Here is a 14,291-nt window from a genome sequence, read left to right on the forward strand (position 1 = left end):
GGTCAGTCGAGCGTCTCGAGCAGGGCGACGAAGTCGTCGCCGTACTTGTCGAGCTTGGCCGGGCCGACGCCCGAGATGCGGGCGAGCTCTTGCTTCGACCTGGGTGCCGAACGAGCGATCGCGGCCAAGGTCTTGTTGTCGAACACCACGTACGCCGGCTTGCCGGCCGCGAGCGTGGTGCGGAGTGCACGAAGCTGCTCGAACCGAGCCGCAGCCACCGGGTCGAGATCGTCGACGGGATTCGCCTTGCTCTTCGACGGTGCAGACTTGGGCGCCGGCTCCGGTCGGTGCGACGAGATGACCCGGTCGGGTGACGGTTCGGTGGTGAGTTCTTCGACGAACGGGCTCGGCTTCGGTCCGGTGACGATGGTGGCGTGGCGGCTCGCTCGGGTGATCGCCACGTGGAACAGGCGGCGCTCCTCCTCCACGTCGTCGGCGAGGCGATGCGGATACTGCTCCGCGTCGACGTGATGGACGACGACGTGCGGCCACTCCTGCCCCTTGACCCGGTGGACGGTCGACAGCACGACACCGTCGGTCGAGCGCTTTGCCGCGAGGCGGCCACGAAGCCACTGTTCGAACGTCGCGGTGTCGTCGTGCAACGCCGCGAGGTGCTGGATGGCCGTGAGGTCGTCGCCCTGCGCCGAGCGGTTCATGCCGCGCCGACTGGCGTCGAGACCGGCGACCGAGCCGGCGAGCCCGATCTCGTCGATGAGGGTGAAGACGAGGTCGGAGGTCGGCACACCTCGTTTCGCTTCCTGCTGCATCTTCTGGATGTCGGCCGCGAACTCCATCAGGCGGTCGGCGTCGCGTTCGTTGTTCAGACGACCGGCCAGATTGAACAGATCGACCACGCTGCCCTGCTCGGCGATCCAGTCGTTGATCCGTGGATGGAACGAACGCGACGGGCGACGCAGCGCCTCCTTGAGGTCGTCGGGGAGGAACCTGCCCCGCTCCGCCGCCGTTGCGAGCCGCAGCCAGGCGAGCACGGCTCTCACCGACGTGCGGTCCATGAACTCGAGGCCGACGCCGCCCGAGATCGGAATGCCTTCGCCGACGAGCGCCACCTGGACCGGCGCCAGCACGGCGTTGACCCGCGCCAACACCGCGACCTCGGCGGGTGCCGCGCCGGAGGCGAGCGCGCCGCGCACCGCGTCGGCCGACGCCGTGACGGGGTCGACCGAATCGGCGATGCTCCACCCACCGTTGTCGGTCGAGTGCGCTCGAATGGTCTTGTCGACTCGGCGTCGGTTGTGCCGCAGCAACCGGTCGGCGAGGTCGACGACACCGGCCGGGCAGCGGTAGTTGACCTCGAGCGGGTGGGCACCGGCACCGGGGAACAGTTCGGCGAAGTCGATGAGCCACCCGGGGTCGGCACCGTTGTAGCCGTAGATCGTCTGGTCGTCGTCGCCGACACCGAACACCGCTCCCCCGGGAGCGGCGAGCAGACGGATCAGCAGGAGGTGCGCCGGCGTGAGGTCTTGGAACTCGTCGACCAGCATCATCCGGCAGGCGCGCTGAGCGGCGCGGCGAGCGACCGGGTCGGACAACAGGATCATGAGGGCGCGATAGATCTGGTCGTCGAAGTCGACCACACCGCGCTTGTCGAGCGTGGCTCGGTACGACGGCCAGAAGGCGGCGAACCCGTCGACGTCACCGTCGTAGCGAGCTTCGGCGTCGCTCGGCGACACCAGACCGAGCCGGACGAGGCTGAGCGCTTCGATCCACGGCGCGACCGGGTCGCTGTTGCGCCGCCGCGGGAACGACACGAGATCGCCGATGATCCGCCGGACGTCGGGCTCGTCGATGGTGCGCCAGCGACGAGACTGCGGGGCGAACGGCGCGCTGCCGTTGACGATGGCGAGCGCGATGGCGTTGAGTGTGCGCACGTGCAGGCTCGGAAGGTCGGGGGTCCGCTCGCGCATCTCCTCCTGGGCACGCTTGTTGAACGCGACGAGGCTCACGGCGGTTGCCGGGAGACGCCAGTTGGTGAGCACGTGACGGGCCCGCTCGGTGAGCACCCGCGTCTTGCCGGAGCCCGCCGGGGCGATGATGCGTGCTGCACCACCCGGGTGCGTCACCGCTGCGAGTTGATCGGGCGCCAGGTCGGCAGCACACGTGTTGGTGATCGGAACGTCGAACGAAGCGTGGTCGATCGCAGTGGCATGGATGACGGCCACGCCGTCGATCGGATCGACGAACCGCATCGGCCCGCCATCGATCCATGCCCGCGTCCCGTCGGGCAGGGTCACGTCGCCGACGCCGTCGTCGGTTGCGGCCAGGCCGGCGGCGATGGCGTGGTCGAGCGCGAGCCACGACGGTTGCGCTCCGCGTGCGTCGACCGAGTTGGCCCAGATCAGGAGATGGAGCTCGTCGCCGGCGAACGAGAACTTGGCACCGACCGCCTCGGGCGCTGCGTCGGTCATCAGCATCGGCTGACGTTCGAAATCGACCGCCAGTTCGATCACCAACCGCTCGCCGGCGAGCGCGGCCGCCCGCAAGAAGACGACCGCTTGGTCGGGCGCACCCAGCACCCCTTGGTCGATGCTGATGCGCTTGGCGTCGGCCCACACTCCGGTGGCGGGATCGCCGGGTGCGACGATGAGGTGACGACCGAGACGATCGGGGCCGGGACGCGCCGGTGCCACGCCTCGGGCCACCTCGCGAACGGCGGCCGGTCGTGCTGACGCCGTGCTCGGGGCCGGCGGACGCGATGCGGTGGCAGACCTGGGCGGTGCGGTGTTCCCGAGGAACGCGGCGTCGTCGGGAGGCGGTACCTCGGCGCTCGGCAGGTCGACCTCCTGCTCCCCGTTGTCGGTCCAGCACTGGCGCACCTGTGCGGGTCGGTCGTGCTCTCCACCGCAATATGCGCACGAAATCGCCATGCGGAGAACTTACCCAACCGAGTCCCGGACCGCACACTTGTTCGATCCAGCACTCGCCGACGGACCCGGCCGTCTCGGCACGGGTTCGCATGCCTGGCCGATGGCCCGGCCTCGGGCTACCAGGCGATCTCGGGGAAGCCGTAGGTGACGCAGAGCCCGTAGCCGTTGACGATCAACAACGAGGCGATGATGGCCCACACCATCCAGGCCCGCCGCCGACGGGTGGCGCCGAAGGCCTCGGCGCGCAGCGTGGCGGGCATGTACCACTCGGGCAGCAGCGCCGCGCCGGGGTCGCCGGCGCCGAACGGCACCGCATCGACATCGGGTTCGATCGACGGATCGGCGGCGAGCGCGAGTTCGGTCAACTCGGCATCGGAGAACGGCATGCCACCGTCGGCCGACGACGGCGTGGCGAGCGATGAGTCCTCCATCCTCGCGACGCTAGTCGTGGAGAGTGACAGGCCGGCCGCGGCGTTCAACACAGGTACAGGGAACTGCCCCCCAAGCATCGACGCGGGCCTCGGAAGGCACGCTCGTCGACACCGTCTTGCCGTGTGAGCCGCCGCAGCCGGCAACGCAAGACAACCTAGAGGTGAACCCCTGTGCAACGGAAGTGGACAACCCTGTGAATTCCAGTTTTTCTGGTGGGACAACCCTGTGCACGGCCTGTGGATGTCTGCGCTGCTGGAGGTCTCGATCCGAGCCTCGGCACCGGCCGTTCCGCGATCGCCGGCCAGTCTCCACCCGGCCGCCGTTCCGCGCGCCGAGGCCGTGCATCGATCACGGCGACGAATCCCCAGCTCAGCGGCACAGCGACCGGCCGCGAGGCGTGGCAGGCTGTACGTGATGCGCCAACTCCTTCCCACCCCGGATCGGCAGATCACCATCGCCGAGGCCTACGCCGCTCCCCTCGGCACACGCTCCGACCGCCCGTGGGTCGGTCTCTCGATGGTCGCCTCGATCGACGGATCGACCGTGCTCGACGGCGCCTCGGGCGGACTCTCGAGCGAGAACGACATCGGCGTGCTCAGCCGACTGCGCCAGATCGCCGACGTGGTCGTGGTCGGCTCGTCGACCGTCGCGGGCGAAGGCTACGGACCACCCAAGAAGCCGGGGCAACGAATCGGCGTGCTCACTCGCTCGGGCGATGTCGACACGAACACCGAGCTGTTCACCTCCGGATCGGGGTTCATCATCACCACGACACGAGCCGAGATCAGCGACGATGCGATCGACGTGATCCGCGCCGGGGACGATGACATCGATCTGCACGCGGCGATCGCATCGATTCCGGATCTCTGCCCGGGCGCTGCGTTCGTCCAGGCCGAGGGCGGCCCCACGGTCAACGGGGCTTTCACCGCAGCCGACCTCTTCGATGAGATGAACATCACCACCTCCCCGGCGACCATCGGCGGAGCCGGCCCCCGGCTCGTGCACGACGGCCCGGACGTGACGCACCGATTCGAACTCGAGCAACTCCTGATCGACGACCAGTCGTTCGTCTTCAGCCGCTGGCGACGCCTGCGCTGACCCGGCGAACCGGCCACTCGGGCCGAGCGGCGTCAGGCATGACGGTCTGGACGCGACGGTCAGGACGGCTGCGGTGCGGAGGTCTTCTCGAGCAGTTCGATCTCACGGTTGAAATCGGACGCGCCGTTGAAGTTCTTGTAGACGCTCGCGAAGCGCAGGTACGACACGTCGTCGACGCAGCGGAGTTCGTCGAGGACGGTGAGCCCGACATCACTGGTGGTGACCTCGCTCCCGCGCAGGCGCACGGCGTCTTCGACCCGGGTCGCCATCTGTTCGAGCGCCTCGTCGTCGACGCCGCGCCCCTTGGTGGCGGCGCTCAGGCCGGCGACGACCTTGGCACGATCGAACGGCTGCACGTCGCCCGTCGACTTGATCACCGTGAGGGGAACGTGATCGACGCGCTCGAAGGTGGTGAAGCGGTGCGCACACCCGACACATTGCCGGCGGCGGCGGATCGCGCTGCCTTCCTCGGCCAGCCGGGAATCGACGACTTTCGTGTCATCGACGTGGCAGGCGGGGCAATGCACGGCGTCCAGCGTACCTCTACCTGTTGTCGACCGAAGCGACACCTCTCATACGAGTGCCTCGGCGTGACCACAGCGCTCCGACGGCGAGTTCGTGGCGAGATCTCGCCAGGGCGCTGATCAGGGCAGTTGGACGGCTTGACCGGCGATGATGCCGACGCCACCGTTGGCACGGATCAACGCATCGAGGTACCGGCCATGATCGATGTCACCACGGTAGGTCGACGCGATCGACCACATGGTGTCGCCCGACCGGGCGACGTGAGTGCGCACGACCGATTCGGTGTTCGCCGGCGAGACTTCGGAGGCAGCGGCAGGACCGCCTCCGAAGCTCGCCAGCACACCGCTGATCACCACGGCGAGCGTGGCGATCGTGAGCAGGGTGACCGCGACGGCGACGAGGCGCCGGGCGACGTAGTTGGGACGAGGCGATGCGCTTGCGGCCCGAGCGGCCGCCGGGCGACGTTCGGACGTGATGGGACGCTGGTAGGCGCCGATGCGGAACCCGTCGATGTGTCGTGGTGCGGCGGTTGCGATGGTCATGGTTCTCTCCCCAACAGAGCGGACGTTGTGACTGTTCGTCGAGTGTTCGCTTCGGAGCGGTTCACCCAACGTGTGTTCGATCGAAGAAGCGCCAGTGAACCACGGCCCGGCCACCGCGTCAACCCGTTCGGACAACTTTTTCGAACACACGTTTGTCGTACGGGTGTTTGACTGCGCACCGATCGATACCTAGAGTGTTCGTATGGCCCCAAAGATCAGCAAGCGCCAGCGCGACATCCTGACGTTCATCGAACAGCAGATGCGAGAGCGCGGTTTCCCGCCGTCGGTGCGCGAGATCGGCGAGGCCGTGGGCCTCACGTCCCCCTCCACGGTGCACAGCCACCTCAACACGCTGCAGCGACTCGGGTATCTGCGCCGTGACCCGAGCAAGCCGCGGGCGATCGAGGTCCGCTACGACCCGAACAGCGGCGCCGTCATGGAACGCCGCCCCACCCGTCACGTCCCACTCGTCGGCGACGTGGCGGCCGGCACCGACGTGCTCGCGGAAGAGAACGTCGAAGAGCTGTTGCCGCTCCCGGCCGACTTCACCGGCGAAGGCGAGCTCTTCATGTTGCGCGTGCGCGGTGACTCGATGATCGAACTCGGCATCCTCGACAAGGACTTCGTCGTCGCATCGCAGGTCGATCACCCCAACAACGGCGACATCGTCGTGGCCGGTATCCCCGGCGGCGAGGCGACCGTCAAGACCTACGAACGGTCGGGCGCCGACGTCACCCTGATCCCGGCCAACTCGAGCATGGAACCGATGACGTTCCGCGCCGACGAAGTCGAGGTGTACGGCAAGGTCGTCACCGTCATGCGCCGCTACTGATTTCGACGCTCGTCGCTCCCGGCGCCGGCGCTCGGGAGCGCCCCGACGGTCGATCGACGGGCATCACCCACGATCGGACGGGGCGACGCCTCGAACTCAGTCCGAGGTCGGCGGACGACTCGTGTTCCAACGGTCGACCTCCGTCGGCGCCGCCGACGGGTCTGCCTGCGTGACCTCGACCCCTCTCGGTGGGGTGGGCGTGTCGTCGCCCGGCCACCCGGTCTCGCCGTCGCCGCTGCCCGACCCCGGCTGTCCGGGCACCTGGCCGACGCCACCCGTCGGTGCCGCGCTCGGATGGCCCGCCGGTGGCGCGAACGGGTTGGCGTTCGGCACCGTCGGAGCCGGGTTCGCCCACATCGGGGCGGCACTGGGCGGAGGAGGTTGCGGCAGGCGATCGTCGTGCGGTTGCGTCGACGACGGGTACTGACCCGGCTGTCCGTACCCCCCGTACGTGGGTGGCGTCCCCTGCGCGTGGTACGGCGACGGTCCGGCGGGCGGCTGCGGCGCACCCTGACCCGGACCCGGCTGCGCGTACGGCGGTTGCGTGGGTTGCGTGTAGGGCGGCTGCGTCGGCTGCTGGTACGGCGGATGGGCCTGTGGCCAGGCACCCTGCGGTTGCGGCTGTGCCGGGGTCCACCCCGGTCCGGCGGGCTGACGCTTTCGACCGGCGACCATGGCGAGCAACAGCCCGACGACGAGGCCCAACAGGCCGATGGCGACGGCGGCGCCACGCAACAACGCCACCCCGGAGTTGGGATCGCGACCCACGGCCACGGCGAACTCTGCCGTGCTCGAGGCCTCCACACGCATCACGTGGTCACCGGGCTCGTCCACCTCGAGTGCCAGCACCGAGCGCCCCACGTAGTCGGACGTCGAGTAGGTGACGGTGTCGCTGCGGTCGTCGAGTTCGAGCTGACGCCCGTCCGGGTCGAGCACCGTGATGTCGATCTGTGGCCGTGACGCTCCGAGCTCGTAGTCCCCCGATGCCTCACAGTCGCCACGCACCTCGGCGAACGTGCCCTTCGATTCGACGAAGACGAGGTACTCCCCCGCCACCGAGAAGTCGAGCGTCGTGTCGCAGCCGATGGGGGCGCGAGCCAGGTTGGCGACGGCGTCGGTCCGTCGCGAGCCGCCCGCTGTCCACAGCGCGATCGCCGCGACGAGCCCGACGACCACGAGGGCTACGCCCAGCACGATCATCTTGGTGCGTTTCGGTTCGGACTCGCTCGCCATGACTGCTCCGCTCGTGGTCGTCGTCGTGTCGCTGGTCAGCCGGCCCGCAGGCGCTGGGCGACCAACTCGATCTGTTCGTCAGGTTGTACCACGGCCACGCGGACGAATCCCGTCCCATCGGCTCCGTAGAACTCACCCGGGCTCACCAACGCACCGCCGGCATCGGCGAGGCGTTCGGCGAACGCCCAGCCGTCGTCGACCGGGATCCACAGATAGAACGCGCCGTCGGGCAGCGGCACGGGCGTGCCCGACCATTCGCCGATCACCTCGGCGAGCAGATCCAAGCGAGCCCGGTAGCGAGCGCGCTGGACGTCGACGTGCTCGTCGTCGTCCAAGGCGGCGACCGCTGCAGCCTGCGCCGGTCCGGGCACCATCATGCCCGCGTGCTTACGGACCTCGCGGAGGTAGTGGACGAGGTCGGCGTCGCCGGCGTAGAAGCCGGTTCGCACACCGGCGAGGTTCGAGCGCTTCGACAGGGAGTGCACGGCGACCACGCCGTCGGTGCCGTGTTCGAGGATGCTGCGGCCGTTGCCGGTCCAGGTGAACTCGACGTAGCACTCGTCGGAGAACACGGGGACGTCGTGCTCGCGACCCCAGCGTGCCGCGGCTTCGAGATCGTCGAGTTGGCCCGTGGGATTGCCCGGGCTGTTGATCCACAAGAGGAGTGCTCGACGCGCGTCGTCCGGGTCGATCGAGTCGATGTCGAGTGTGCCGTCGTTGCGGAATCGCACCGGCACGGCGCGCAGCCCGGCCAGAGTCGCTCCCATCTCGTAGCTCGGATACGAGATCGCCGGGTACAACACGGTGTCACGTTCGGGCGTGCGCAGATGCAGGAACTGCGGCACTGACGCGACCATCTCCTTCGACCCGATCGTGGCGCCGATCTGTGCGGGGGCGATGTCGACCCCGAAGCGCCGATTCATCCACGACGCCGCCGACGCCAGGAAGGCGGGCGTGCCGACACTTGGCGGATACGAGCGTTCGGTCCCGCTCGACGACAGCGCGTCGATGACCACCGCCGGTGGCGGATCGAACGGGGTGCCGACCGACAGGTCGACGAGCGACTCGTGCCGATCGAGGATGCGTGCCTTCAGGTCGTTGAGCCGATCGTACGGATACGGGGGCGGAACGAATCCGGTGGTCACAGGGTCTCCTCGCTCGGTTCGGCGTCGCTCCGATCGGTGTCGGCGCTCGCCCGATCGTCGGCAGGCGCATCGTCTCCGACGACGAACTCGTCGAGTCGTCCGGCGGACGCGTCGGAGAGACGAGCCCGGATGGTCCACTCGGTCTCGCCGTCGCCCACCGACACGACCTCACCTTCGCGGTGGATCGATGCGAGCACGTCACCTCGGTCGTACGGCACGACCAGTTCGTACACCACGCTCAGCGATCGCAACCGATCTCCGATCGTCCGCAGGAACACGTCGGCGCCCTCGCCGGTGCGAGCGCTCAACGCCACCGAGCCGGGGTGCGACTCGACGAGTTCCTTCGCGGCGATCGGGTCGGCATCGGCCTTGTTGAACACCAGCAGCTCCGGAACCGCCGACGCTTCGATCTCGCGCAGCACTTCGTGCACTGCGGCGATCTGGCCTTCGGGGTCGGGAGCGGTCACGTCGACGACATGGACCAAGTAGTCGGCCAACGCAGCGACTTCGAGCGTGCCCTTGAACGATTCGACCAAACCGTGGGGCAGGCGGCTGATGAAGCCGACGGTGTCGGTGAGGAGCACGGGCTCACCACCGGGGAGCGCGAGGCGGCGCGTGGTCGGGTCGAGCGTGGCGAACAGGCGATCTTCGGTGAGCACGCCCGACTGTGTGAGCTGGTTGAGCAGCGTCGACTTGCCGGCGTTGGTGTACCCGACGATCGCCACCGACGCGAGTCCCGACCGACGTCGGCCCTGGCGCTGCAGGGCGCGGGTCTCGGCGAGGGCGCTGAGGTCCTTCTCGAGCTTGTTGATCCGCCGCATGATCCGACGACGGTCGACTTCCATCTTCGTCTCGCCGCCACCGAAGCGTGCGCCGACGCCACCGCGCTGCTGCGACATCTTGGCGTTCTTGCCGCGACGCAGTCGGGGCAGGCGGTACCGGAGCAACGCCAACTCCACCTGGGCCTTGCCCTCCATGGTGTGGGCGTTCTGACCGAAGATGTCGAGAATCACGGCGGTTCGGTCGAGTGCGGTACGACCGAGCAATTTCTCGAGGTTGTACTGCTGCGACGGAGCGAGTTCGTTGTCGAACACCACCGTGTCGACGTCGAGCGCGAGGCACAGTTCCTTGAGTTCGTCGACCTTGCCCTTGCCGATGTACCAGGTGTGATCGGGTGCGTCTCGCTTCTGGATGACACGGGCGACCTCGTCGGCACCGGCGGTGTCGACGAGCAGCGCGAGTTCGTCGAGGCTCGCTTCGACCATCTCCTCGTCGTCGCCCGGGAGCGCCACGGCGACCAGCACGATCTTCTCGCGGATCGTCCGATCGATGAGCGTCCCGGCCAGCGCCTCCTCGTACGGCGTGCTCACGTGAGCTCGATCTCGACGGTTCCGACGAACGTCGCCGGTCCGGTGAGGATCGCATTCGGCGGTTCGGCCGAATCGAACTCGACCGTGGCCGACCCGCCGTCCATGTGTACCACCGTGTCGGGATCGCCTGCCGACACCAGGCCCCACGATCGGGCGGCGTACGCCGAGGCGCACGCACCGGTGCCACACGCTTCGGTGATGCCGGCTCCGCGTTCGTGAACGCGCATCGTGATGGCGTTGGTCTCGGGACCCGGTTCGACGATCTCGAGGTTGACGTGCGGCACCTTGCTGCCGAGGTCGGCGAGGTCGACCAGCGCGACCTCGTCGACGCCGACGACCGAGTGCGGGTTGCCGAGGCTGAGGTGGGCGACCGGACGGTCGGGATGGCATTGCAGCAGTTCCCAGTCCGCTGGTTCGCTGATCGGGGCGACCGGGCCCATCTCGACACGGGCCATGATCGTGGTCGGGTCGTCGGTGGAGGTGAGCGTCACCAACTTGTCGCCGGCGTCGGTGGAGATCAGCTGCGGTTCGAGGTCGCCGCGGCGCATCGCCACGGCCTGGGCGAAGCAGCGGATCCCGTTGCCGCTCATCTCGGCACGTGATCCGTCGGCGTTGTACAGGACCATCTTCGCGGCGTAGCCACCCGCGGTCTCCGCGATGAGGAGCCCATCGGCGCCGAGCCCGCGACGGCGATCGCACAGCCGCTGCGCGAGGCCAGGAAGGTCGTCGACACCCGGCTGGAACACGACCAGGAAGTCGTTGGCGAGGCCGTGGTGTTTGGTGAGCGAGAGAGAGGTCATACCGTCGATTCTTCGAGTGCGGCGATCACGACCGGTGCCACCTCGGCAACCGGATCGTGCTCCACGTCGATCCAGCGTACGCGTGGATCTCGGCGGAACCATCGCTCCTGGCGGACCGCGAACTGGCGGGTTCGGGTGATGATCATGTCGATGGCCTCATCTTGGTCGATCTCGCCGCGGATCGCGCTCACGATTTCCTTGTACCCCAGTGCCTGCAGGGCCGTTCGGGACATTCCTGCGTCGTACAGCGATGCGACTTCGTCGACCAAGCCCGCGGCGATCATGCGGTGGACTCGTTGCTCGACACGCGCCGCGATCACCTCGCGAGGTCGGCGGATCGCGATCTGCGCGACGGGCGTCGGCGGATAGGCGTCGACCCCCGGCCCGAAGCTGCTGAAGGCTCGGCCGCTGCCGATGGTGACCTCGAGCGCCCGCACCACTCGGCGCCGGTTGCCAGGCTCCATCTTCGCCGCTGCGGGCGGGTCGAGTTCAGCGAGTCGAGCGTGCAGCGCCTCGGTCGACGACTCCTGTTCGAGGTCGGCGCGTACGTCCGGGTACTGCCCGGGCAGGTCGAAGTCGTCGATCACCACACGGTGATAGAGCCCGGTGCCTCCGACGAGAAGCGCTCGCCGATCGGCAGCAGCAATCGAACGGAGCGCCGATTCGACCTGCGGCTTGAACTCGGCGACCGTGAACTCCTCCGACGCGTCGACGAGATCGATGCAGTGATGGCGCACGCGACGCTGCTCGTCGGCGGTCGGCTTGGCCGTACCGATGTCCATCCCCCGGTACACCTGCATGCTGTCGATCGACACCAGGTCGACGTCGTGCATCCGCTCGGCGACCGCCATCGCCACGGCCGACTTTCCGGACGCCGTCGAGCCGACGATCGCCACTCGCGGTGGCATCGGCGCGGCAGCCGTCGACTCGTTCAGAGTTGCTCGCCCTCGGCGATGCGCTGGTGATGATGGATCACTTCGGCGACGATGAAGCGGAGAAACTTCTCGGTGAAGACGGGGTCGAGGCCAGACTCCTCGGCGAGCCCGCGCAGCCTGGCGAGTTGGATCTCCTCGCGACCGGGGTCGGCAGGCGCCAGGTCGGCTTCCTTCTTGTACCGGCCGACGGCCTTGGTGATCTTGAACCGCTCGGCCAACAGGTGCACGAGTGCCGCATCGATGTTGTCGATGCTCGACCGATAGTCGGCGAGACGTTGATCGTGCTGCTCTTCACCCATTGCCGACGAATCTACTCCGTGATGCCGCGTTCGATCCGGCCGACGCCCCGAGCACTCGGGTCAGATGCGGCTAGAGGCTGGCGACGGGGATGCGGACCTTGTGCGACGGTTCGGCGATCTGCTCGACGAACTCGCCGATGAGGTGGTGCGGTGCCGCACTCGTGACCTCGATGGTCGCGTAGCTGCCGACACGCATCGCCACGGGCGACTCGAAGTGCACCAGCTTGTTCTGACGCGTGCGACCCGAGATGACCTTCGGGTCCTTCTTCGACGGCCCTTCGACCAGCACCTCTTCGACGCGACCCACTCGGGCCTCGTGCTTGCGGATCGCCGCCCGCTCGACGACGATCCGCAGTCGCTCGAAGCGCTCCCCCGCCGTGGCCGGGTCGACGAAGTCGGCTTCCATGTCGGCTGCCTCGGTGCCCGGGCGCGGCGAGAACAGGAACGTGTAGGCGTAGTCGTACTCGGCTGCTGCGGCCACTTCGAGCGTGCCTTCGAAGTCGGCTTCGGTCTCACCGGGGAAACCGACGATGATGTCGGTCGACACGGCGAGGTCGGGCACGACGCGACGAGCCTCGACGAGCTTCTCGAGGTACCGCTCGGCCGTGTAGCCACGGTGCATCAGTGCGAGGACGCGGTCGCTGCCCGACTGCAGCGGGTAGTGCAGGTGTTCGCACACGGCGGCGGTGTCGGCCATCGCCGCGAACGTCTCGGGGCGCATGTCTTTCGGATGGGGGCTGGTGAAGCGAACCCGGCGGATGCCCTCGACCGAACCGACGTCACGCAACAGATCGGCGAACAGCGGCCGGAGCTTGGCCTCGTCGTCGCCGGCCTGGCGGGCGGCGATCTGCAGGTCGCGTCCGTAGCTGTTGACGTTCTGTCCGAGCAGCGTGACCTCGGTGACGCCGTCGGCGGCGAGCTGCGCGACCTCGGCGACGATGTCGGCGTACGGGCGGCTGATCTCCTCACCGCGCACGGCCGGGACGATACAGAAGGCGCAGTTGTTGTCGCAGCCGATCTGGATGGTGACCCACGAGTTGTACGACTTCTCACGCCGTGCCGGGAGCGCCGACGGGAACATCGCGTGGTCGTCGATGACCGCTGCTTCCAGGATCTCGGTGATCGGCGCGTCGGAGGTCTTCGATGCTTCGAGCAACTCGGCGGCCCGGTGGACGTTGTGCGTCCCCATCACCACGTCGACGTGGCCGGCCTTCTTGGCGACGAGATCCTGATCCTTCTGGGCCAGACATCCCGACACGACGATCTGTCGCCCGTCTTTCTTGCCCTTCCAGGTCTTGAGGTGACCGAGGTTGCCGTAGAGCTTGTTGTCGGCGTTCTCGCGGATGCAGCACGTGTTGAGCACGACGACGTCGGCGTCGGCCTCCGACTCGGCGCGCACGAGCCCGTCGTCTTCGAGCAGTCCGGCGATGCGCTCGGAATCGTGCTCGTTCATCTGGCACCCGTAGGTGCGCACGACGTAGCGGCGTGGTTCGAGCTCCGACATAGAACCGCCAGGCTACCGACCCATTCCCCGCCCACGTTTTGCCCCGCAGATCCGTCAGCGCTGACGGTTTCCCGGGGCAAAACCGGACTGGTGTGGTTTTGCCCCGCAGATCGGTCATGGGTGACGGATCTGCGGGGCAAAACCGGGTTGGGCGGGTGGGAGTGGGGATGGGCGGCGGTGGCGATCGCGGCGCTAGCGTCGGGACCGTGATCGGCATCTTCCTCAATGAGAACCAGACCCTCGTCCGCATCCTCTACCTGGTGCACATCATCGGCATCGTCGGTGCGTTCGGACCGACGTTCCTGTACCAGCGGATGCACAAGGCCGGGGAGACCGCCGCGATGGCTGCGCTCCACATGAAGTTCGTGTTCCCGTCGCTCGTCATCTTGTGGGTGGCCGGCATGGGCATGGCCGGTATCAACAAGTTCAGCCTGGCCTCCACCTACTGGATCACCGCCACGATCGTGCTCTGGATCGCCGCGATGGCGGTGAGCTGGTTCTTCATCAAGCCGGCCGTCAGCGACACGTCGCCCGAGGCCAGCAAGAAGCTCAACATGGGCGTGGGCATCACCCACCTCATCTTCGTGCTGTCGCTCTGGCTCATGATCTTCAAGCCGTTCGTCGACAACACCTACGCCTTCAACGACTGACCAACGCCCTCGACGGGCTCGCGGAGCGACGACGCGACGCG

At 68.0% G+C, this 14,291-nt stretch carries 14 protein-coding genes; 3 read left to right on the top strand and 11 right to left on the bottom strand.

Annotated elements, in window-relative coordinates; translation table 11 throughout:
- Nucleotides 1-2: 2 nt before the first annotated feature.
- Entirely contained in the window at nucleotides 3-2,885 is a 2,883-nt protein-coding gene (locus YM304_RS13490; protein WP_083908371.1) for an ATP-dependent helicase, read from the bottom strand.
- A 116-nt stretch (nucleotides 2,886-3,001) separates the two neighbouring features.
- Nucleotides 3,002-3,316 (bottom strand): hypothetical protein, encoded by a 315-nt coding sequence (locus tag YM304_RS13495; protein WP_041298306.1) that lies wholly within the window; start codon nucleotides 3,314-3,316, stop codon nucleotides 3,002-3,004.
- Between the two features lie 415 nt (nucleotides 3,317-3,731).
- Here YM304_RS13495 and YM304_RS13500 point away from each other — a divergent pair, with 415 nt between their 5' ends.
- Nucleotides 3,732-4,415 (top strand): dihydrofolate reductase family protein, encoded by a 684-nt coding sequence (locus YM304_RS13500; RefSeq protein WP_015442255.1) that lies wholly within the window; start codon nucleotides 3,732-3,734, stop codon nucleotides 4,413-4,415.
- 59 nt (nucleotides 4,416-4,474) lie between these two features.
- Here YM304_RS13500 and nrdR read toward each other — a convergent pair whose 3' ends face one another.
- Together nrdR and YM304_RS13510 are read right to left on the bottom strand one after the other, a co-directional pair.
- Nucleotides 4,475-4,942 carry a transcriptional regulator NrdR gene (gene nrdR, locus YM304_RS13505; protein WP_015442256.1) on the bottom strand — a complete coding sequence of 156 codons (468 nt, stop codon included), beginning with the start codon at nucleotides 4,940-4,942 and terminating at the stop codon, nucleotides 4,475-4,477.
- 117 nt (nucleotides 4,943-5,059) lie between these two features.
- On the bottom strand, nucleotides 5,060-5,482 hold the full coding sequence (locus YM304_RS13510) for a LysM peptidoglycan-binding domain-containing protein (protein WP_015442257.1): 423 nt from the start codon (nucleotides 5,480-5,482) through the stop codon (nucleotides 5,060-5,062).
- 202 nt (nucleotides 5,483-5,684) lie between these two features.
- On the opposite strand from YM304_RS13510, the gene lexA reads away from it, so the two are divergent.
- On the top strand, nucleotides 5,685-6,314 hold the full coding sequence (lexA, locus tag YM304_RS13515) for a transcriptional repressor LexA (RefSeq protein ID WP_015442258.1): 630 nt from the start codon (nucleotides 5,685-5,687) through the stop codon (nucleotides 6,312-6,314).
- A 96-nt stretch (nucleotides 6,315-6,410) separates the two neighbouring features.
- Here lexA and YM304_RS13520 read toward each other — a convergent pair whose 3' ends face one another.
- The 7 genes from YM304_RS13520 to miaB all read right to left on the bottom strand — a co-directional run bounded on the left by YM304_RS13520 (nucleotide 6,411) and on the right by miaB (nucleotide 13,600).
- Nucleotides 6,411-7,547 (bottom strand): hypothetical protein, encoded by a 1,137-nt coding sequence (locus YM304_RS13520; protein ID WP_015442259.1) that lies wholly within the window; start codon nucleotides 7,545-7,547, stop codon nucleotides 6,411-6,413.
- 35 nt (nucleotides 7,548-7,582) lie between these two features.
- Nucleotides 7,583-8,692: an aminotransferase class I/II-fold pyridoxal phosphate-dependent enzyme gene (locus YM304_RS13525; protein ID WP_015442260.1), complete on the bottom strand. Its 1,110-nt coding sequence runs from the start codon at nucleotides 8,690-8,692 to the stop codon at nucleotides 7,583-7,585.
- Complete coding sequence (hflX, locus tag YM304_RS13530) at nucleotides 8,689-10,062, bottom strand: GTPase HflX (RefSeq protein WP_015442261.1); 1,374 nt, start codon at nucleotides 10,060-10,062, stop codon at nucleotides 8,689-8,691. The genes YM304_RS13525 and hflX overlap by 4 nt, the downstream gene beginning before the upstream one ends.
- The gene (gene dapF / locus YM304_RS13535) at nucleotides 10,059-10,862 is read right to left on the bottom strand and encodes a diaminopimelate epimerase (RefSeq protein ID WP_015442262.1); all 804 of its coding nucleotides are present in this window, start codon (nucleotides 10,860-10,862) and stop codon (nucleotides 10,059-10,061) included. The genes hflX and dapF overlap by 4 nt, the downstream gene beginning before the upstream one ends.
- Nucleotides 10,859-11,770 (bottom strand): tRNA (adenosine(37)-N6)-dimethylallyltransferase MiaA, encoded by a 912-nt coding sequence (gene miaA / locus YM304_RS13540; RefSeq protein WP_015442263.1) that lies wholly within the window; start codon nucleotides 11,768-11,770, stop codon nucleotides 10,859-10,861. Before miaA ends, dapF begins: the two co-directional genes overlap by 4 nt.
- Before the next feature lie 23 nt (nucleotides 11,771-11,793).
- Nucleotides 11,794-12,096, bottom strand: coding sequence for a chorismate mutase (locus YM304_RS13545; RefSeq protein WP_015442264.1), 303 nt, complete (start codon nucleotides 12,094-12,096; stop codon nucleotides 11,794-11,796).
- A gap of 70 nt (nucleotides 12,097-12,166) precedes the next feature.
- The gene (miaB, locus tag YM304_RS13550; RefSeq protein WP_015442265.1) at nucleotides 12,167-13,600 is read right to left on the bottom strand and encodes a tRNA (N6-isopentenyl adenosine(37)-C2)-methylthiotransferase MiaB; all 1,434 of its coding nucleotides are present in this window, start codon (nucleotides 13,598-13,600) and stop codon (nucleotides 12,167-12,169) included.
- Nucleotides 13,601-13,806: 206 nt separating this feature from the next.
- Between miaB and YM304_RS13555 the strand changes: the two genes are divergently transcribed.
- Nucleotides 13,807-14,250 (top strand): hypothetical protein, encoded by a 444-nt coding sequence (locus YM304_RS13555; RefSeq protein WP_154723455.1) that lies wholly within the window; start codon nucleotides 13,807-13,809, stop codon nucleotides 14,248-14,250.
- Nucleotides 14,251-14,291: the final 41 nt, after the last annotated feature.

Source organism: Ilumatobacter coccineus YM16-304 (assembly GCF_000348785.1).
GTDB lineage: Bacteria > Actinomycetota > Acidimicrobiia > Acidimicrobiales > Ilumatobacteraceae > Ilumatobacter_A > Ilumatobacter_A coccineus.

Bases quoted from the DNA above. Each gene is read 5' to 3' on its own strand.
- miaB (WP_015442265.1), bottom strand. From the start codon at position 13,600: ATGTCGGAGCTCGAACCACGCCGCTACGTCGTGCGCACCTACGGGTGC.
- dapF (WP_015442262.1), bottom strand. From the start codon at position 10,862: ATGACCTCTCTCTCGCTCACCAAACACCACGGCCTCGCCAACGACTTC.
- YM304_RS13490 (WP_083908371.1), bottom strand. From the start codon at position 2,885: ATGGCGATTTCGTGCGCATATTGCGGTGGAGAGCACGACCGACCCGCA.
- lexA (WP_015442258.1), top strand. From the start codon at position 5,685: ATGGCCCCAAAGATCAGCAAGCGCCAGCGCGACATCCTGACGTTCATC.
- YM304_RS13520 (WP_015442259.1), bottom strand. From the start codon at position 7,547: ATGGCGAGCGAGTCCGAACCGAAACGCACCAAGATGATCGTGCTGGGC.
- YM304_RS13500 (WP_015442255.1), top strand. From the start codon at position 3,732: ATGCGCCAACTCCTTCCCACCCCGGATCGGCAGATCACCATCGCCGAG.
- YM304_RS13545 (WP_015442264.1), bottom strand. From the start codon at position 12,096: ATGGGTGAAGAGCAGCACGATCAACGTCTCGCCGACTATCGGTCGAGC.
- miaA (WP_015442263.1), bottom strand. From the start codon at position 11,770: ATGCCACCGCGAGTGGCGATCGTCGGCTCGACGGCGTCCGGAAAGTCG.
- YM304_RS13510 (WP_015442257.1), bottom strand. From the start codon at position 5,482: ATGACCATCGCAACCGCCGCACCACGACACATCGACGGGTTCCGCATC.
- YM304_RS13495 (WP_041298306.1), bottom strand. From the start codon at position 3,316: ATGGAGGACTCATCGCTCGCCACGCCGTCGTCGGCCGACGGTGGCATG.